The sequence below is a fragment of the Demequina lignilytica genome (genome assembly GCF_030418305.1).
Taxonomy (GTDB): Bacteria; Actinomycetota; Actinomycetes; order Actinomycetales; family Demequinaceae; genus Demequina; species Demequina lignilytica.
Genome location: NZ_JAUHPX010000006.1, coordinates 175,124 through 191,811 on the forward strand (window position 1 = coordinate 175,124; position 16,688 = coordinate 191,811).

A 16,688-nucleotide genomic window follows, 5' to 3' on the forward strand; every position below is an offset into this window, starting at 1 on the left:
GGAGGGCACCCGTATCGGGCATTCCACTCTGGAGTGGAACAGCCGGAACGCGAACGCGCCTCCTCCGCGATCGGGGATGGCGTGCCCGACGTCCACAGGGTCTGCCGTGCGGCACCCTCCTCCGGCAGGCTCGACCTCAACGCCGGGGAAGGGAAGGCGATGGATCCAGAGCTCGAGGCCCAGCTCCTGACACAGGAACGAGACGCCCGCCTCTGGGCCGCCCTGTCCCACCCCGCCCGCCGGGCCGTGCTCGAATGGCTGGACGTCGGTCCTGCCACCGCGACCGACCTCGCGGGGTCGATCTCGGCCCGCTTCGGGGTCCGCAGATCCCGCGCCTCACAGCATCTCAGGGCCCTTGCGGCCGCGGGCCTGGTGCGCGTCATCCACGACGGATCCGAGCGGTGGTACGCGATCGCCGACGACGCGGCACTCCCGGTCGCGCGCTGGCTGCGCGACCGGGGCCTGATCAGTGAGCGTGGAGAAGGTCGTTGATCTGGATGATCTCGTCCCGGCCCGGGCCGACGCCGATGGTCGAGATCCGGCAGCCGCTCAGCTCCTCGACCGCCTTGACGTAGTCCTGGGCGTTCTGCGGCAGGTCGGAGAACTCGCGGCAGGTGGAGATGTCCTCGTCCCAGCCGGGGAACGTCTCGAACACCGGCTCGGCGGCGGCGAAGGCCGCCTGGTCGAGCGGGAGGTCCTGGTAGCGGACGCCGTCGACGTCGTAGCTCACGCACACCGGGATCTCCTGGATGCCGGTGAGCACGTCGAGCTTGGTGAGCACGATGTCCGTGAGCCCGTTGATGCGCGACGCGTACCGGGTGATGACCGAGTCGTACCAGCCGCAGCGACGGGGACGCCCGGTCGTGGTGCCGAACTCGTGGCCGACGTCGCGCAGGCGGTCGCCCCACTTGTCGAGCAGCTCGGTGGGGAACGGGCCTTCGCCCACGCGCGTCGTGTACGCCTTCGCGATGCCGATCACGGAGTCGATGCGGGTCGGGCCCACGCCCGAGCCGGTGCACGCGCCGCCCGCCGTCGCCGACGAGGACGTCACGAACGGGTAGGTGCCGTGGTCGACGTCGAGCATGGTGGCCTGACCGCCCTCGAACAGCACGGTCTGGTCCTCGTCGAGGGCGTTGTTCAGCACGAGCGAGGTGTCGGCGACGTGCGGCTCGAGGCGGTCGCGGTACGCGAGCAGCTCCTCGGCGACCTCGTCGACCGTGATCGCGCGACGGTTGTAGACCTTGACCAGCAGGTGGTTCTTCGCGACCAGCGCGCCCTCGATCTTGTCGCGCAGGACGGCCTCGTCGAACAGGTCGCCGACACGGATGCCGAGGCGGTTGATCTTGTCGGCGTACGCCGGGCCGATCCCGCGGCCGGTGGTGCCGATCTTGCGCTTGCCGAGGAACCGCTCCGTGACGTTGTCGAGCGTCCGGGCGTACGGCGCGATGATGTGGGCCGCGTTCGACACCAGCAGGTCCGAGGTGTCGACGCCGCGCTCGTTCAGGGCGTCGAGCTCCTGGAACAGGACGCGCAGGTCGACCACCACGCCGTTGCCGATGACCGGCGTGCAGCCGGGCGTCAGGATGCCGGAGGGCAGGAGGTGCAGCGCGAACTTCTGGTCGCCGATGACCACCGTGTGGCCGGCGTTGTTGCCGCCGTTGAACTTCACCACGTAGTCGACGCGCGAGCCGAGGAGGTCGGTCGCCTTCCCCTTGCCCTCGTCGCCCCACTGGGCGCCGACGATCACTGCACCGGGCATTCCGCCCTCCCCTCGCCTGGGACGTCCCCAGGACTTGAACGCTTGCCGGGACGCACAGGCCCCCGACGATTATCGGCACGGACGGGCGCGGGCTGAACCGCGCATCGTCCCCGAACGTGCGGAGACCTCCGCAGTCATGCGACCGCGGAGGTCTCCCTCACGTGACGGTCGGTCAGATCTTCTTGCCGGCCGAGCCGAGCTGCTCGCAGGCCTCGACCACGCGGGCGGCCATGCCGGCCTCCGCCAGCTTGCCCCACGCGCGCGGGTCGTAGGCCTTCTTGTTGCCCCACTCGCCGTCGACCTTGAGGACGCCGTCGTAGTTCTTCATCATGTGGTCGACCACCGGCCGCGTGTACGCGTACTGGGTGTCGGTGTCGATGTTCATCTTGATGACACCGTGCGAGACCGCGGTGGCGATCTCCTCGGCCGTCGAGCCGGAGCCGCCGTGGAAGACCAGGTCGAACGGCTTCTCCTTGCCGAACTTCGCGGCGGCGGCGGCCTGGATGTCGCCGAGGATCTCCGGACGCAGCTTGACGGCACCGGGCTTGTAGGCACCGTGCACGTTGCCGAAGGTCATGGCCGTCATGTAGCGGCCCTTCTCGCCCAGACCCAGCTTCTCGATGGTGGCGATGCCGTCCTCGGGGGTCGAGTAGAGCTTGTCGTTGACCTCGGCCGAGTGGCCGTCCTCCTCGCCGCCCACGACGCCGATCTCGATCTCGAGGATGGTGTCCGCGGCCTGCGACAGCTCGAGGAGCTCCTCGGCGATCGCGAGGTTCTCGTCCATCGGCACCGACGAGCCGTCCCACATGTGCGAGTTGAAGATCGGGCCGTTGCCTGCGGCGATCGACTCGGCCTCGAGCTTCAGCAGCGGCTTCAGCCACTCCTCGAGGTACACCTTGTGGCAGTGGTCGGTGTGCAGCGCGATGGTCACGCCGTACTTCTCCGCGACCACGCGGGCGTAGGCCGCGAGCGCGAGCGAGCCGACGACGGCGTCCTTGATGGTCGAGCCGGAGGCGTACTGACCGCCACCGACCGAGACCTGGATGATGCCGTCGGACTCGGCCTCGGCGAAGCCCTGAATCGCGGCGGTGACGGACGACGACGACGTGATGTTGATCGCGGGGAACGCGTAGCCGCCGGCCTTGGCGGCGTCCAGCATCGCGGCGTACGACTCGGTGGTGGCGATAGCCATGGGTTGCTCCTGACATTCATTTGTGCGGATGGAACCGCCGTCCATTCTGTCAGATAACACGGGGGTCAGGGTGGCGAAGGTCCTACTGGTGCCCCGCCTCCACGTCGGCGTGCTGGCGGACCCAGGAGTGCATCGCGATCGCCGCCGCCGCTCCCGCGTTGATGGACCGCGTCGAGCCGTACTGCCCGATCGCCACCGTGGCGACCGCGGCCTCCCGGACCGCGTCCGACAGCCCCACCGACTCCTGCCCGAAGACCAGGACGCACTCTCGCGGAAGGGCGTAGGTCTCGAGCGGGACGGAGCCGGGAAGGTTGTCGATCCCGATCACCGGGAGGGACGATGCGGCGGCCCAGTCGGCGAGGTCCGTGACCGTCGGGTGGTGACGGACGTGCTGATACCGGTCGGTGACCATCGCCCCGCGGCGGTTCCACCGCCGGTTGCCGACGATGTGCACCTGGGCCGCGAGGAACGCGTTGGCGGTGCGCACCACGGAGCCGATGTTGAGGTCGTGCTGCCAGTTCTCGATCGCGACGTGGAACGGGTGCCGCCGGGCGTCGAGGTCGGCGACGATCGCCTCGTGTCGCCAGTACCGGTACCGGTCGACCACGTTGCGGCGGTCGCCGTGGGCGAGCAGCTCCGGGTCGAGCCGAGGATCCGCTGGCCACGGGCCGTCCCACGGGCCCACGCCGTGCGCGGGCTCGAGATCGCTGGGCTGGTCCACGGTCCGAGCGTAGTCACGAGCCGAGGGTCCGCACCTCCGCCCGATCCACCTTGCGGCCGAGCGAGATGTCCGCGCGCTGACCGGCGGCACGGCCGTCGAGCCAGCCTTCGGGCGAGGTGATCGCTCGCGGGCGGCCCGCCTTGAGGTTCGGGAACATCTCCCGGAACGCGCCCTCGACCACGACCGCGCGATCGGCGAGAACGAGCGCCGATCCCGTCCCCTGCTGCTCCGCGTCCCGCAGCGCGCCGGCGTAGAAGTCCTGGAGCCGCAGCCCGACGGCAGCGGCGAAGGCCATGGCGAACGACTTGCGCCGTGACACCGACCCTCCCGCGGCCGCCATCTCGAGGCGCATCGCGGGCACCAGCGTGTCGATGAGCGCGGCGACCATGGAGAGGTCCGACGCGAAGCCGACCAGCACCAGGCGCCCGTTCGGATACCGCACGCCCTCGCAGCTGAACACCGCGGCGATCCGGAACGCCAGGTGCTGCTGATCGAGGATGTACGGCGCCGAGAACGCGAACACCCGCTGCGTCGGCCGCGCCGCCTCATCGGCGGACATCCGCACGCCGGCCTCGTCGATGGCAAGGCGCACCATCAGCCTCTCCGCGCGTTCGCGCGCCCGCTCCCTCTCCTCGGGATACGGCGATCCACCGTCGGCGATCGCCAGCAAGGTGCGGGTCCGGTCGAGCAGCTGCTCGTGAGTCGCCATGGTGCCCCCCGTGGTCGGCGTCGAGGCTTCAGCCTCGCACCGCGGTGCGACACCCCCGCGGGTTCTCCACAGGTCCCGTCACACGAGGTCGACGCGAAGCGCGCCCGCCGCGGCGCGCGCACGCTCGCGCGCCTCGTCCACCGAGCCGGCGCGCGCGACGGCGACCGCGACGCGGCGACGCCCGTCGACGCGGGGCTTGCCGAACAGCCGCACGTCCGTGTGGGGCTCGGCCAGCGCATCGTCCACCCCGGAGAACACGGGGACGCCGCTGCCCTCGGCGAGCACGGCGCACGAGGCGGACGGCCCGAGAAAGGCCGCCTCGACCGGCAGCCCGAGCACGGCTCGCGCGTGCAGCGCGAACTCGCTGCGGTCGTAGGCGGCGAGCGTGACGAGGCCGGTGTCGTGCGGGCGGGGGGAGACCTCGTTGAAGAGCACCTCGTCGCCGCGGACGAAGAGCTCGACGCCGAACACCCCTCGTCCCCCGAGCGCACCGGTCACGGCGCCGGCGATCTCCTGGGCTCGCCCGCGGGCGGCGTCGGACATCGGCTGCGGCTGCCACGACTCGCGGTAGTCGCCGTCGACCTGGACGTGGCCGATCGGCGCGAGGAAGGTGGTGCCGCCCTCGTGCCGCACCGTGAGCTGCGTGATCTCGTAGTCGAAGTCGACGAAGCCCTCGACGATCACCCGGGTGCCGCCCGCGCGGCCACCCTCGGCGGCGTAGGTCCAGGCCTTCTCGACGTCCTCGAGCGACCGGATCACCGACTGCCCCTTGCCCGAGGACGACATCACCGGCTTCACGACGCACGGCAGGCCCACCTCCGACACGGCGTCGCGGAGCCCGTCGAGCGTGTCGACGAACCAGAACGGCGACGTCGGCAGCCCCAGCTCCTCCGCCGCGAGCCGGCGGATGCCTTCGCGGTCCATGGTGAGCATGGTCGCCCGCGCCGTCGGGATGACGGTCGCGTCCCCCGCGGCCTCGACCTCGGCGAGGACCGAGGTCGCGATCGCCTCGATCTCCGGGATGATCAGCTGCGGCCGCTCGAGCGCGATCAGGCCCCGCAGCGCGTCGGGGTCGAGCATGTCGATCACGTGCGCCCGGTGCGCGACCTGCATCGCGGGCGCGTCCGCGTAGCGGTCGACGGCGACCACCTCCACGCCGAGCCGGCTCAGCTCGATCGCGACCTCCTTGCCGAGCTCGCCCGAGCCCAGCAGGAGCGCGCGCGTGGCGGTCGAGGTCAGCGGCGTTCCGATCGAGACGGTCATGGCCACCATCCTGGCACCGGGAGGTCCCGGACGCCCCCGTCGGGTTCCTGAGCAACCTGCCAGGGAGGCGCGCGTACGCTGACCCGCGTGAGCCTCACCGCGCTGGCAGCCGCGCTGCCCACCCTGGGTCCGAGCTGGCTCGACCCCGAGACGATGATCGAGACCTTCATCTCCCGGTGGGGCGTGTGGGCGCTCGCCGCCGTCTGCGCCGTGGTGCTGATCGAGACGGGGCTGCTGTTCCCGTTCCTGCCCGGCGACTCGCTGCTCTTCACCGTGGGCCTGTTCATCGGTACCGGCACTCTGCAGGTGCCGCTGTGGGTCGCGTGCCTCGCGCTGTTCCTGGCGGCCTTCGCCGGCGACCAGCTGGGCTACCTGATCGGACGCAAGGCCGGGCCTGCGATCTTCAGCAGGCCCGACTCCCGGTTCTTCAAGCAGGACCACATCGACAAGACCCACGCGTTCTTCGAGAAGTACGGCGGCCGCGCGATCGTGCTCGCGCGCTTCGTCCCGTTCGTGCGCACGTACATCCCGGTCGCCGCCGGGATCGGCCGCATGCACTACGGGCACTTCATCAGGTTCAACGTGATCGGCGCGTTCATCTGGGGCGTCGGCGTCACGCTGCTCGGCTACTTCCTGGGCAACGTGCCGATCATCAAGGACAACCTCGAGGTCGCGGCGCTCGTGATCGTGCTCGTCTCGGTCCTGCCGATCGTGATCGAGGCCATCAGGCACCGCCGCGAGACCGCGGTGGCGATCGAGGAGATCGCCGAGGACGTCACCGAGTAGGTCCCGGCGGGACGATGCGCGGGTGGCGCCTCGGCGCTGCTCCTAGAACTCGACCGACGGCGCCGTGCGCGCCGCCTCCTCCGTCTCGAAGTACTCCTCGCGGTGGAAGCCGAACATGTTCGCGATGATCACGGTCGGGAAGGTCTCGATGCGCGTGTTGAGCGTGCGCACGTTCGCGTTGTAGAACCGGCGGCCCGCGGCGACGCGGTCCTCGGTGTTCGTCAGCTCCTGCTGGAGCTGCATGAAGTTCTGGTTCGCCTTGAGGTCCGGGTAGGCCTCGGCGACCGCGAACAGCCGGCCCAGCGCCTGCGTGAGCACGTTCTCCTGCTGCGCCTGCTCGGCGGGCGAGGACCCGGGCGCCGCCGCGATGGTGCGTGCCTGGGTCACCGCCTCGAGGGTCGCGCGCTCGTGCTTCGCGTAGCCCTTGACGGTCTCGACCAGGTTCGGGATCAGGTCGTGGCGGCGCTGCAGCTCGACGTCGATCTGACGCCACGCCTCCTGCACCAGGTTCCGGAGCCTGACCAGCCCGTTGTACGCGGCGATCGCCCACAGGATGACGATGACGACCACAGCCGCGAGCGCGACGAAGAACCACTCCATGATGTGCCCTTTCTTGGCGTGTCCGTGTCGACTCTAGCGGGAGGCGCCGTCGGCACCCCCGTCGCCGTTGCGACGCTGCTCCCAATCCTCGATCCCGTCGCCGTCCGCATCCACGCCGACGCCGGTGTAGCGGCGCGACGTGAGCGCACCGGGCGTCACGGCCCACGACGGACCCGACAGCGGAGCGTTCGGATCGGGCCGCCCGAGGCCCTGGTCGGTGTAGCTGCGCAGCACGTGGTCCGGGATCCGCCGCGCGATGCCGGTCACCGCCCCCAGGCGCTTCGCGAGCGAGCCGACCCCGTCCCGCCCGGGCTGCCACAGCATCACCGCGCCGCCCTCGATGCGGATCGAGCAGCCCTCGACATCGAAGTCGAGCAGGCGCTCGATCATGCGCGGGTCCACGACGTCGTGCGCGTATCGCCGGTCGGCCGCGCGGACGCGCCAGCGCTGGTTGAACGCGTGCGACTCGACCTCGACGTCCATCCCCCCGAGCGCCTGGGCGGCGTGATGCCAGGCGTTCTCGGGCACGATCTCGAGCCACGGCAGGTTCACCGGCAGCTCGGCGAGGGTCACCTGGAAGAGCTGCGGCGTGGTGCGGTCGTCACGCCCGGCGACACGGTCCTCGAAGGCGTGGGTGAAGGTCGCGCAGCGCATGCCGCCATAGGTGCCGCGGAGGATGTGCTCCTGGTGCTGATGCGATCCCGCCCCGAACGGGAAGCGGGCGAAGCGCAGGGAGTACGGGGCACCCCGGTCGAGATGGTCCCAGCCGTGCTCAAGAGCGAAGCGCTCGTGCTCGTCGCCGTGGGCGCGCGCCTCGCGCCACTCCCACAGCGCCCACAGCCCGGCGGCGGCGCCGCACAGCAGTCCCACGACGAACAGCGCGCCCGAGCCCAGGCCGAGCGCGAGCACGGCGAGCAGGCCCGCGACGCCCGCCACGGAGGCGAGGACGTTGCGCGCACCGTGCCTCAGCATCGTCCCCCCGGCAGCGCTCGCGTCAGGCGAGGCCCAGGTCGTCCAGACCGTAGAGGTAGAGGTAGGGCAGGCCCTCCTCCTCGATGACCTGGCGCGCGCCCGTGTCGCGGTCGACGATCACCGCGACCGCGACCACGTCCGCGCCCGCCTCCCGCAGCGCGCTCACGGCGGTCAGCACCGAGCCGCCGGTGGTCGAGGTGTCCTCGACGGCGACGACCCGGCGTCCCGCCACGTCGGGGCCCTCGATGCGCCGTTGCAGGCCGTGCGCCTTGTTCTCCTTGCGCACCACGAACGCGTCGAGGTCGAGCCCGCGCGAGGCCGCGGCGTGCAGCAGGGACGTCGCGACCGGGTCGGCGCCCAGCGTGAGCCCGCCGACGGCGTCCACATCGGCCGGCCCGAAGCCGGCCTCCTCGAGCGCGTCGAGCAGGACGTGGCCCACGAGCGGGGCGGCCCGGTGATGCAGGGTGATCCGGCGCAGGTCGACGTAGTAGTCGGCCTCCTTGCCGGACGCGAGGGTGACGCGGCCGCGCACCACGGCCAGCTCGGAGATCAGGTCGCGCAGCTGCTCGCGAGGGGTGCCGGAGGTCATGGCGCCCAGCCTAGCGGGGGACGATGCGGTGGCTGGGCGGGCGGGCTCAGTCGCGCTGCTGGCTGCGGCGTCCGCGCGTCATGCGCGTGGGGAGGAGACCGGCGAGCGCGCCCGCGACGGCGTAGCGCGCGGACGGCGTCACCACCGTCTGGCCGCGGCGGACGGCGGCGAGCGCGGCCGTCACGACCTCCTCGGGATCGAGCCAGGCCTGGTCGGGGAACTCGGCCCGCATGTGGGACAGCGCATCCGAGTCGTGGAAGTGCGTCCGCACCAGCCCCGGCAGCACGGCGGTCGCCGTGACCCCGGTGCCGGCGAGCTGGCCCGCGAGCGCCTGGGTGAACTCCACCTGCCACCGCTTGTGCGCCGCGTACGTCGAGTTGCCCAGGCGCGACGCGATCGACGAGACCGTGAGGATCGCACCGTGGCCGCGCGCGATCATGCCCGGCAGCGCGGCGTGCGTCAGCTGCGCGGGCGCGGTCACGTGGATGTCGAGCAGCGCCCGCTCCTGCTCCCACGTGGTCGCGGCGAACCCCTCCCCCAGGCCGAACCCCGCGTTGTTCACCAGCAGGCTGACAGGGCGGGCGTCGTCGCCGAGCCGGCTCGCCACGGCCTGCCGGCCGACCTCGGTCGTGAGGTCCGCGGGGAGCAGCTCCGCGGCCATGCCGGTCGCGCCCGTCAGGTTGTGCGCGACCTCGCTGAGACGGTCGCGCGAACGGCCCACGAGCACCACCTCGTGGCCCGCGGTCGCGAGCTGCCAGGCGAACTCCTCGCCCAGTCCGGAGGAGGCGCCGGTGACGAGTGCGATGGCCATGCGACGAGGCTACCGGTGGCCGGTACCGTGAACCCATGCGTCTTGCCACCTGGAACGTCAACTCCGTCCGCGCCCGCGCCGAGCGGGTGGTCGACTGGCTGCAGCGGTCGGAGACCGACGTGCTCGCGATGCAGGAGATCAAGTGCAAGCCGGAGCAGTTCCCCCGCGAGGCCTTCGAGGCCGCGGGGTACGAGCTGGCGGTCCACGGGCTCAACCAGTGGAACGGCGTCGCGATCGCCTCGCGGGTGGGTCTGTCCGACGTGGAGACCTCGTTCCCCGCCCAGCCGGGCTTCGCCAAGACGGGTGACCCGGTGGTCGAGGCACGGGCGCTCGGCGCGACAGCGGGCGGCGTCCGGGTGTGGAGCCTGTACGTGCCCAACGGACGCGGGATCGGCGACCCCCACTACACCTACAAGCTGGACTTCCTCGGACGCCTCAAGGATGCCGCCGCCGGCTGGACCGACGTGCCGACCGCGCTGGTCGGCGACTTCAACGTGGCCCCGCTCCCGACCGACATCTGGTCGGAGGAGGACGCCGAGGCGGAGACGCACGTGACGCCGGAGGCCCGCGCCGCATTCCACGCGTTCGAGGACGCCGGGTACACCGAGCTGTCGCGCCGCTTCATCCCGGCGGAGCGCACGTACACGTTCTGGGACTACAAGGCGCTGCGCTTCCCCAAGGGCGAGGGGATGCGCATCGACTTCGTGTACGCCTCGGATCCGCTCGCGGCGCTCGCGACCGGCGCGAGCATCGTCCGCGACGAGCGCAAGGGCAAGGGCGCCTCGGACCACGTCCCGGTGGTGATCGATCTCGAGGATCCCGCGTGACGGACGGCTTCGCGCCGCCGCCGTCGCTCGACGGCCCGCGCGCCGCCTCGCCGACGGGCTCGGTCGCGGGGGCGCCGACGCCCGCCCCGCTCGCGTCACCGCCGCGCCCGCGTCGCCCCCGGCGCCGACGCGGGGTCGTCCTGGCGTGGATCGTGGGCGGCGCCGCCGCCGTGGCGATCGGCGGCGGCGTGGTCGCCGACCTCGCCCTCTCCGCGCATCAGCGCTCGCTCGAGCCGGTCGCGCGCGGGTACGCCGGAGGACTCGAGGGGATCCAGGCGGTCGCCGGGCTGTGCCTGGTCGACGCGCCCGAGGGCGAGTCAGTCGACTCGCTCATCGCCGTCGCCTGTGCGGATCCCCATCGCGCCGAGGTGGTGGCCGAGCTCAGGCTCGGCGGGGCGTGGCCCGGCGACGATGCGCTCGCGCGCCAGGCCGAGGACTTCTGCTCGGTCCAGGTCGCGCGCCTCGTGAGCGGGGAGCTCGCCGAGGGCGCGCGCTGGCGCGTCTGGGTCCCCACCGAGCGCACCTGGGCCGCGGGTGACCGCGCCGCGCTCTGCGTCGTGGTCATGGACCGCGACGTCACCGGCTCGTTCGAGGCCGGCACCGCCGCCTGACGCGCTCAGAACGCCGCGAGCGTCCCCTCGAACAGCTGGGGCACTCCCGACTCGTCGGGGACGAACGCGGCGCACACCGCGCCTCGCTCCCCCGCGTCCCAGCCCTCGGCGAGCGGCCACGTGTAGAAGATGTCGAGCGGCGAGGAGGAGTAGGGCTCGCCCGTGTAGGCCTCGAAGCGCGACACGCACTCCTCCTCGACCTCCGCGACCACGGCCTCCTCGTCGTACGTGTCGGAGCCGCCCACGTCGAACGTCGCGTAGACCTCGGCCTCGTGCGCCTCGTCGCAGGCCACGGTGGGCACCGAGTCGCCGCTCTCCCCCACCCCGGAGATGATCAGGCAGTCGCCGAGCACCAGGGGCACCGGCGGGTCCTGCGAGCAGCCGGCCAGCGCCAGGGACGCGGCGAGCCCGGAGACGAGGATGACGGCGGTGCGGCGCATGGCGGCCACCCTAGCGCGCGGCCCCGGAATGGCGGATCGGTGCACGATAGGCGCCGGCTTCGGGCACCGATCCTCCATTTCGCGGGGAGGGATGCGCGCGGGGAGGGGTGCGCGCGGGAAGGGGCGCGCCGGGCGGGTGCGCGCGAAGGGTGGGGAAGGCGCGCGACGACGGGTCGCTGCGCGAGGAGCGGTGCGCGGTGGCGGCGCGTGCGCGGCGTCAGGCCGCGGGGCGACGGGCGGCGATCGCCGCGATCACGGCCGGCTCGCCCTGGTCGACCATCCACTGGAGCAGCGACGACGGCGCCACCGGGTTGGCGGCGATGGTGGGCCGCAGCTCCGGCCGGGCATAGGCGAGACCGGCGAGCTCGGTCGCCGTCGCGTAGGGGCTCTCGGCGAGCATGCGCTCGCCCTGAGGGCCGTCGGCACCGAAGGGCACGGGCTGCACCGGCTGCTCCGGGCGCGCCGCCAGGGGCGCGTCGTCGTTCGGCGCGCCTCGCATCGAGTCCCGGACCACGACCACGGTGACGGCGAGCGGGACCAGGGGGAGCACCAGGAGGACCGGCGGCAGCTCGAGCGGAAGGACCCCCTCCGCGAGCACAGCCACGGCGATGAAGAACGCCGCACACACCCCGAACACCATCCGGGACAGGTTGCTCAGGGCCACGCGGGGGTGGAAGGAGGCGATGACGTCGAGTACGAGCACACCCCCCGTGACGACGAGAGCAATTGCCTCTGCCGACCAGCTCGTCACTCGAACCTCCCCCCAACACCCCGCGTGAACCTCGCTATGAATCTTTCATCGTCCCGGGCGTCGCTCAAGCCCCCACTTGTGGGGGCATACCCCCGGGACCATGGGCTCTCCAGGAGTTTTGTCACGCGCTACAGTTCGAATCAGCACAGAGAGGAGCTGCCGTGGAGGCGGAGGGGGCGAAGCGCCGGATCGCGCTCGTCGAGGACCATGCGCTGATCGCGGCCGGGTTCCGCGATCTGATGGCCTCGGCGGACGACCTCGACCTGATCGCGGCGGTCGAGACGGTGGACGAGCTGACCGCGCTGGACCCGGCGCCGGAGCTGGTCGTGCTGGACCTCCGCCTCGCCGACGGCTCGATGCCGTCCGCGAACATCGCGGCCGTCCACGCCCTGGGCGCCGAGGTGCTCATCTACACCGGCGGCGAGGACCGCCGCCTGATCCAGGACGCCGCGCGCGCCGGAGCCCTCGGGCTCATCCGCAAGTCCGCGGACCCCGCCACGCTGCTCGACGCGATCCGCACGGCAGCGGCCGGCGGCGACGTGTTCGGCACCGACTGGGCCGCCGCCATCGATGCCGACGACGCGCTCCCGGACGCCCACCTCAGCGCCCGCGAGCAGGAGGTGCTGTCGCTCTACGCCTCGGGGCTCACCGCGGTCTCGGTGGCGCGGGCGATCGGCGTCTCCCGCGAGACCGTTGCGGACTACGTGAGCCGCATCCGCCGCAAGTACGAGGATGCCGGCAGGCCCGCGTACTCGCGCGTCGACCTGTACAAGCGCGCGCTCGAGGACGGCCTCCTCGACGGATCGCAGTGATCGGGGTCGACGCCGACGGCTCGGCGCGGGACCGCATCCGCCGCACCCTGCTGCTCGCCGTCGGCCTCGGCGCGATCGTGTTCGGCGCGCTGCTCGCCAGCGGCGGCAGCGGGTTCCTCGCGCAGATCCCCCAGCTGCGCGCACCCTACGGGTGGCTCACGGTGGTCGTCGGCATCGTGCTGCCCGCGCTCCTGATCGTGCTGCACCGCGTGCTGCCCCAACGCGCGCTCCTGATCTACGCCGGCGCCATCTCCGCCACCTTCCTGGTGCTCGAGACGGCGTGGCCCTGGATGATGCTGGAGCCCACGCTCGCCGACGACGCGACCCCGTGGATGCAGGGCATCAACGCCGTGCACGCCACCATGGCCGCGATCGTCTGGCCCCGGATCGTGGGCTGGGTGTATCCGCTCGCGCTCGGGCCGATCGTCGCGTTCGTGCAGGTGCAGGTCCGCGACGGCGCCGGCGTGCCCGCGCTCCTCGACGGCCTGGGCGCGATCATCTTCTCCCTGATCCTCTGCGGCGTGTCGATCGCGATGATCCGGGCGGGCGGCCTGCAGGACGCGGCGGCGCAGCAGGCGCGCGACCAGGCGGCGCTCGAGGCCCGCCGCCACACCCGCGAGCTCGAGCAGGCGCGCATCAACGGGATCGTCCACGACGACGTGATGTCCGTCCTGCTCGCAGCCTCCCGCGAGGATCCGCCGGACGGGCTGAAGGCGCAGGCACGGCACGCCCTCGACCGCGTCGCGTCGCTCGAGAGCGGCGGCACCGAGCACCAGGACTACGACCTCCACGAGTTCGTCGCCGTGGTGCGCTCGACCGTGGCCTCGATCGCGCCGTCGCTGCCGGTCACGTACACCGTCGAGCCGGGTGGGACGCTGGCCGCGCCCGTGGTCGCCGCGTTCGCCGAGGCCGCGGGCGAGGCCGTCCGGAACGTCCTGCGTCACGCGGGGGACGATGCGGCCGCCCACGTCAGCGTCGACGCGCGCCCCGGCGCGATGCGCGTCACGGTCCGCGACTCCGGCGCGGGGTTCTCGACGGCGCGTGTCTCGCAGCGCAGGCTCGGGATCCGCGTGTCCATCGAGCAGCGCATGGCGAGCGTCGAGGGCGGGAGCGCCCACGTCACGAGCACCCCGGGTCGCGGGACCACCGTCGAGCTCGCGTGGAGCGCCGCGTGAGGCGGCGGCTCCGGCTCCGGCCGGACGGCGCGAGCGCGGTCGACGTCAGCCGCCTGCTCAGTCTCGAGACCGACGGTGGCAGCCTCATCCTGGGCATGTTCATCGTCACCAACGTCGCGTTCGCGCTGACCACGATCGGCACGCTGTCGACCGCCTGGCCCGCCTACGTCGCCGTGGTCGTCGTCTCCGCGGCGGCCGTGCTGCTGGTGCGTCCCCATCCCGATCCCTTCCCGCTGCGGGACTCCTGGCTGGTGGTGAGCGCGGTGGTCGTGTCGAGCATCGTCCTGTCCCTCGCCCTGCCCGCTGAGGGCGTGATCGGACGAGCCTCGTGGCATCTCGGCTCGAACATGTGGCTCCTGTGGTTCCTGATCATCCGTGGCCGCGGCAGGCTCGCGTGGCTGGGCGCCGCGCTGATGACGGCCATCACCGTGGGGTGGGCGATGGTCGTGGGCCGTGGCTGGGGTGCGGGCCTGTCGATGCTCGACACCCAGCTCGGCATGCTCGTGGTGGCATCGGTCTTCGCGCGCGCGCTGCGCCGGACGGCGTGGCGCATCAACGCGCTGTCCGAGCGCTCCGTCGAGGCGGCGGCCGCCGCGGCCGCCTCCGAGGCCACGCGGCAGGTGCGGCTCCAGCGCGCCTCCGAGGTCGCGCGCCTCGCGGTGCCGTTCCTCACCCGGATCGTCGACGGCGGCCCGCTGAGCGCGGACGAGCGTGCACAGGTGCGCGACGCTGAGGCGATGCTGCGCGACAGCGTCCGCGGCCGCGCGCTGGCCACCCCCGCCGTGCTGACCGCGGCCACCCGGGCGCGTGGCCGGGGCGTCGACGTGGTCCTCCTCGACGACCGCGGCAGCGGGCTGCCGTCCGGCGAGGCGATGCAGAGGGTCGAGGCCCGCGTCGCAGAGACCCTCACGCGGGCGGCCGGCTCGGTCACCGTCCGGCTGCTCCCCGCCGGACGCGACGCGGCGGTGACCATCGTGACCGTCGGCCCCGAGCGGGTGGAGCGCACCCTGCTCGACGTCGACGGCGACGTGATCACCGCCGCCTGAGCCCCGCGAGACGCGTTACGCGAGCGCCTTGGCCTTCAGCTTGTCGTACTCCTCCGCCGTGATGGCGCCCGAGTCGAGCAGTTCCTTGGCGGCCTTGATCTCGCTCGCCGCACCCGCCTCGTCCATGAGGCCCTTGGTGTACTCGACCTGCGCGGCGCGCATGTCCTTCGCGGCGGCGAGGTCGCGCTCGGCCATGCCCTTGCCGCGGGTGAAGATGTAGACCAGCGCACCGAGCACCGGCAGGATCACCAGGAGCAGCGTCCAGAAGATCTTGCCGACCACGGACAGCTTGTCGTCGCGGAACACGTCGACGATGAACCGGATGACCAGGAAGATGAACGAGATCCAGATCGCGAACCACAGCGACCACAGCAGGATGTTGAGGAAGTTGGCGAAGAAGTCCATGTGAGTGCCCCTCGGTCAGGAGACGGCGGGCGCCATGCCTGCCGCTACCTCCGACGTTACTCGCTCGGGGACCGTGGCGGCACCATCACAGGGACGGTGTCCTCAGCGCTCCGCGACCAGCGCGCGGGCGGTCGCCGCATCCGTGATCAGCACGGTGATCCAGCCACCGCGGAGCGCGCCTCGGATGGCGGGTGCCTTGCGCACCCCGCCGGCCACGGCGATGCGCCGCGGGATCGCGCGCAGCGTCTCGGGCGTGATGCCGATGACGCGCTCGTCGAAGTCGGTCCGCACCGGCTCGCCGTCCGCGTCGAAGTAGCGCAGGCACACGTCGCCCACCGCGCCCGAGGCCCGCAGACGGTCCTGGTCGGCCTCGCTGATCGCGTTGCCGGAGCTCCGCAGCAGCGGCGAGGGCTCGGTCGTGCCGATGCCGACGAGTGCCATCGTCAGGCCGGGCCAGTGCGCGGCGACCGAGGTCACCGAGGAGTCCGCGGCGAGCGAGTCGCGCGCCGCGGCGGTCCCGAGCAGGCCCGGGGCGGGCAGGAAGACCGGCTCCGCCCCCGTCGCGGCGGCGAGCCGCGTGAGCAACCGGGTCGCGTCGACCTGGACGCGGGACTCGCCGACGCCGCCGACGAGCTGCACCACGGTCTGCGCGACCGGCTGGTGCGAGGGGCGCAGCGACTCGACCGCGGCCAGCAGCGACGCGCTCCACGATGAGATCCCGATGCGGTCCCCGCCGATCAGGGTGGTCTCGAGGTACGTGGCGGCGGCGCTGCCGAGGGCGCGCAGCTCGTCGGCGTCGGCACCGGGGTCGACCACCACCGCCTCGGCGAGGCCGTAGGTCCGCTCCAGGGTCCGCTCGAGCTCGGTGAAGACGCCGCCCGGCTCGGTGACGGTCGTGCGCACGATCCCGACCTCGACGGCGCGTTTGAGCAGGCGCGAGACGCGCGGCTGCGAGACGTGCAGCTCGGAGGCGATCTCCGACTGGCGCAGCCCCTGCTCGTGGTACATCCGGGCGATGCGCACCATGAGCCGGGTCTGATCGTCCCCCGCGCCCAGGCGGCGGGACATGCCCACGGGTGTCTCCGTCATCGCCACGCCCCTCCTGATGGATTCGCTCGCGACAGTTTATGCGCTGGGTCCCGGGGGCCGGGGGGGGGGCGCCGGGGGCCCCCCCCCCCCCCCCGGGGGCGCGCCCCCCCCCCCCCCCCCCCCCCCCCGC

Annotated in this window: 20 protein-coding genes; 7 read left to right on the forward strand and 13 right to left on the reverse strand. The window is 72.5% G+C overall.

Features of this window, described 5'->3' with window-relative positions:
- Positions 1 to 159: 159 nt before the first annotated feature.
- Positions 160 to 492 (forward strand): ArsR/SmtB family transcription factor, encoded by a 333-nt coding sequence (locus QQX10_RS11130; RefSeq protein WP_301120918.1) that lies wholly within the window; start codon positions 160 to 162, stop codon positions 490 to 492.
- Here QQX10_RS11130 and QQX10_RS11135 read toward each other — a convergent pair.
- From QQX10_RS11135 to purT, 5 genes are all read right to left on the reverse strand, one after another.
- Entirely contained in the window at positions 467 to 1,759 is a 1,293-nt protein-coding gene (locus QQX10_RS11135) for an adenylosuccinate synthase (protein WP_301120920.1), read from the reverse strand. The two genes, QQX10_RS11130 and QQX10_RS11135, sit on opposite strands and share 26 nt — an antisense overlap.
- Positions 1,760 to 1,931: 172 nt before the next feature.
- Entirely contained in the window at positions 1,932 to 2,951 is a 1,020-nt protein-coding gene (gene fbaA, locus QQX10_RS11140) for a class II fructose-bisphosphate aldolase (protein WP_301120923.1), read from the reverse strand.
- Positions 2,952 to 3,033: 82 nt separating this feature from the next.
- Positions 3,034 to 3,672 carry a TrmH family RNA methyltransferase gene (locus QQX10_RS11145; RefSeq protein WP_301120925.1) on the reverse strand — a complete coding sequence of 213 codons (639 nt, stop codon included), beginning with the start codon at positions 3,670 to 3,672 and terminating at the stop codon, positions 3,034 to 3,036.
- A 13-nt stretch (positions 3,673 to 3,685) separates the two neighbouring features.
- Positions 3,686 to 4,381 carry a DUF7168 domain-containing protein gene (locus QQX10_RS11150; RefSeq protein ID WP_301120927.1) on the reverse strand — a complete coding sequence of 232 codons (696 nt, stop codon included), beginning with the start codon at positions 4,379 to 4,381 and terminating at the stop codon, positions 3,686 to 3,688.
- Positions 4,382 to 4,459: 78 nt separating this feature from the next.
- Entirely contained in the window at positions 4,460 to 5,644 is a 1,185-nt protein-coding gene (gene purT / locus QQX10_RS11155) for a formate-dependent phosphoribosylglycinamide formyltransferase (RefSeq protein WP_301120929.1), read from the reverse strand.
- An 87-nt stretch (positions 5,645 to 5,731) separates the two neighbouring features.
- Here purT and QQX10_RS11160 point away from each other — a divergent pair, with 87 nt between their 5' ends.
- Positions 5,732 to 6,430 carry a VTT domain-containing protein gene (locus tag QQX10_RS11160; protein WP_301120931.1) on the forward strand — a complete coding sequence of 233 codons (699 nt, stop codon included), beginning with the start codon at positions 5,732 to 5,734 and terminating at the stop codon, positions 6,428 to 6,430.
- Positions 6,431 to 6,472: 42 nt separating this feature from the next.
- Here QQX10_RS11160 and QQX10_RS11165 read toward each other — a convergent pair whose 3' ends face one another.
- Genes QQX10_RS11165 through QQX10_RS11180 form a run of 4 tightly spaced genes read right to left on the reverse strand, consistent with a single transcriptional unit; the run spans position 6,473 to position 9,402 of the window.
- Positions 6,473 to 7,030 carry a LemA family protein gene (locus QQX10_RS11165; protein ID WP_301120933.1) on the reverse strand — a complete coding sequence of 186 codons (558 nt, stop codon included), beginning with the start codon at positions 7,028 to 7,030 and terminating at the stop codon, positions 6,473 to 6,475.
- Between the two features lie 33 nt (positions 7,031 to 7,063).
- Positions 7,064 to 8,002 (reverse strand): hypothetical protein, encoded by a 939-nt coding sequence (locus QQX10_RS11170; protein WP_301120935.1) that lies wholly within the window; start codon positions 8,000 to 8,002, stop codon positions 7,064 to 7,066.
- Positions 8,003 to 8,024: 22 nt separating this feature from the next.
- Positions 8,025 to 8,591 carry an orotate phosphoribosyltransferase gene (gene pyrE / locus QQX10_RS11175; protein ID WP_301120937.1) on the reverse strand — a complete coding sequence of 189 codons (567 nt, stop codon included), beginning with the start codon at positions 8,589 to 8,591 and terminating at the stop codon, positions 8,025 to 8,027.
- A 46-nt stretch (positions 8,592 to 8,637) separates the two neighbouring features.
- A complete protein-coding gene (locus QQX10_RS11180) occupies positions 8,638 to 9,402 on the reverse strand; it encodes an SDR family NAD(P)-dependent oxidoreductase (protein WP_301120939.1) in 765 nt (254 codons plus the stop codon).
- Between the two features lie 35 nt (positions 9,403 to 9,437).
- Between QQX10_RS11180 and QQX10_RS11185 the strand changes: the two genes are divergently transcribed.
- Together QQX10_RS11185 and QQX10_RS11190 are read left to right on the forward strand one after the other, a co-directional pair.
- Positions 9,438 to 10,229, forward strand: a complete 792-nt coding sequence (locus tag QQX10_RS11185) for an exodeoxyribonuclease III (protein WP_301120941.1) — start codon at positions 9,438 to 9,440, stop codon at positions 10,227 to 10,229.
- Positions 10,226 to 10,840 (forward strand): septum formation family protein, encoded by a 615-nt coding sequence (locus QQX10_RS11190; RefSeq protein WP_301120943.1) that lies wholly within the window; start codon positions 10,226 to 10,228, stop codon positions 10,838 to 10,840. The genes QQX10_RS11185 and QQX10_RS11190 overlap by 4 nt, the downstream gene beginning before the upstream one ends.
- Positions 10,841 to 10,845: 5 nt before the next feature.
- On the opposite strand, the gene QQX10_RS11195 is transcribed toward QQX10_RS11190, so the two are convergent.
- Positions 10,846 to 11,280: a septum formation family protein gene (locus QQX10_RS11195; RefSeq protein ID WP_301120945.1), complete on the reverse strand. Its 435-nt coding sequence runs from the start codon at positions 11,278 to 11,280 to the stop codon at positions 10,846 to 10,848.
- A 217-nt stretch (positions 11,281 to 11,497) separates the two neighbouring features.
- Entirely contained in the window at positions 11,498 to 11,944 is a 447-nt protein-coding gene (locus tag QQX10_RS11200) for a variant leucine-rich repeat-containing protein (protein WP_301120947.1), read from the reverse strand.
- 248 nt (positions 11,945 to 12,192) lie between these two features.
- Between QQX10_RS11200 and QQX10_RS11205 the strand changes: the two genes are divergently transcribed.
- Genes QQX10_RS11205 through QQX10_RS11215 form a run of 3 tightly spaced genes read left to right on the forward strand, consistent with a single transcriptional unit; the run spans position 12,193 to position 15,064 of the window.
- Positions 12,193 to 12,843 (forward strand): response regulator transcription factor, encoded by a 651-nt coding sequence (locus QQX10_RS11205; RefSeq protein WP_301144559.1) that lies wholly within the window; start codon positions 12,193 to 12,195, stop codon positions 12,841 to 12,843.
- The gene (locus QQX10_RS11210; protein WP_301120951.1) at positions 12,840 to 14,018 is read left to right on the forward strand and encodes a sensor histidine kinase; all 1,179 of its coding nucleotides are present in this window, start codon (positions 12,840 to 12,842) and stop codon (positions 14,016 to 14,018) included. The genes QQX10_RS11205 and QQX10_RS11210 overlap by 4 nt, the downstream gene beginning before the upstream one ends.
- Positions 14,015 to 15,064 (forward strand): DUF8320 family protein, encoded by a 1,050-nt coding sequence (locus QQX10_RS11215; protein WP_301120953.1) that lies wholly within the window; start codon positions 14,015 to 14,017, stop codon positions 15,062 to 15,064. The genes QQX10_RS11210 and QQX10_RS11215 overlap by 4 nt, the downstream gene beginning before the upstream one ends.
- 15 nt (positions 15,065 to 15,079) lie before the next feature.
- Here QQX10_RS11215 and QQX10_RS11220 read toward each other — a convergent pair whose 3' ends face one another.
- The gene (locus QQX10_RS11220) at positions 15,080 to 15,469 is read right to left on the reverse strand and encodes an SHOCT domain-containing protein (RefSeq protein WP_301120955.1); all 390 of its coding nucleotides are present in this window, start codon (positions 15,467 to 15,469) and stop codon (positions 15,080 to 15,082) included.
- A gap of 102 nt (positions 15,470 to 15,571) precedes the next feature.
- Entirely contained in the window at positions 15,572 to 16,558 is a 987-nt protein-coding gene (locus QQX10_RS11225) for a sugar-binding transcriptional regulator (RefSeq protein WP_301120957.1), read from the reverse strand.
- Between the last annotated feature and the right edge of the window lie 130 nt (positions 16,559 to 16,688).

What these genes read in the sequence shown, in the direction of transcription:
- QQX10_RS11130 (WP_301120918.1), top strand. Translation starts at nt 160, where the DNA reads ATGGATCCAGAGCTCGAGGCCCAGCTCCTGACACAGGAACGAGACGCC.
- QQX10_RS11135 (WP_301120920.1), bottom strand. Translation starts at nt 1,759, where the DNA reads ATGCCCGGTGCAGTGATCGTCGGCGCCCAGTGGGGCGACGAGGGCAAG.
- fbaA (WP_301120923.1), bottom strand. Translation starts at nt 2,951, where the DNA reads ATGGCTATCGCCACCACCGAGTCGTACGCCGCGATGCTGGACGCCGCC.
- QQX10_RS11150 (WP_301120927.1), bottom strand. Translation starts at nt 4,381, where the DNA reads ATGGCGACTCACGAGCAGCTGCTCGACCGGACCCGCACCTTGCTGGCG.
- purT (WP_301120929.1), bottom strand. Translation starts at nt 5,644, where the DNA reads ATGACCGTCTCGATCGGAACGCCGCTGACCTCGACCGCCACGCGCGCG.
- QQX10_RS11165 (WP_301120933.1), bottom strand. Translation starts at nt 7,030, where the DNA reads ATGGAGTGGTTCTTCGTCGCGCTCGCGGCTGTGGTCGTCATCGTCATC.
- QQX10_RS11170 (WP_301120935.1), bottom strand. Translation starts at nt 8,002, where the DNA reads ATGCTGAGGCACGGTGCGCGCAACGTCCTCGCCTCCGTGGCGGGCGTC.
- pyrE (WP_301120937.1), bottom strand. Translation starts at nt 8,591, where the DNA reads ATGACCTCCGGCACCCCTCGCGAGCAGCTGCGCGACCTGATCTCCGAG.
- QQX10_RS11180 (WP_301120939.1), bottom strand. Translation starts at nt 9,402, where the DNA reads ATGGCCATCGCACTCGTCACCGGCGCCTCCTCCGGACTGGGCGAGGAG.
- QQX10_RS11185 (WP_301120941.1), top strand. Translation starts at nt 9,438, where the DNA reads ATGCGTCTTGCCACCTGGAACGTCAACTCCGTCCGCGCCCGCGCCGAG.
- QQX10_RS11195 (WP_301120945.1), bottom strand. Translation starts at nt 11,280, where the DNA reads ATGCGCCGCACCGCCGTCATCCTCGTCTCCGGGCTCGCCGCGTCCCTG.
- QQX10_RS11220 (WP_301120955.1), bottom strand. Translation starts at nt 15,469, where the DNA reads ATGGACTTCTTCGCCAACTTCCTCAACATCCTGCTGTGGTCGCTGTGG.
- QQX10_RS11225 (WP_301120957.1), bottom strand. Translation starts at nt 16,558, where the DNA reads ATGACGGAGACACCCGTGGGCATGTCCCGCCGCCTGGGCGCGGGGGAC.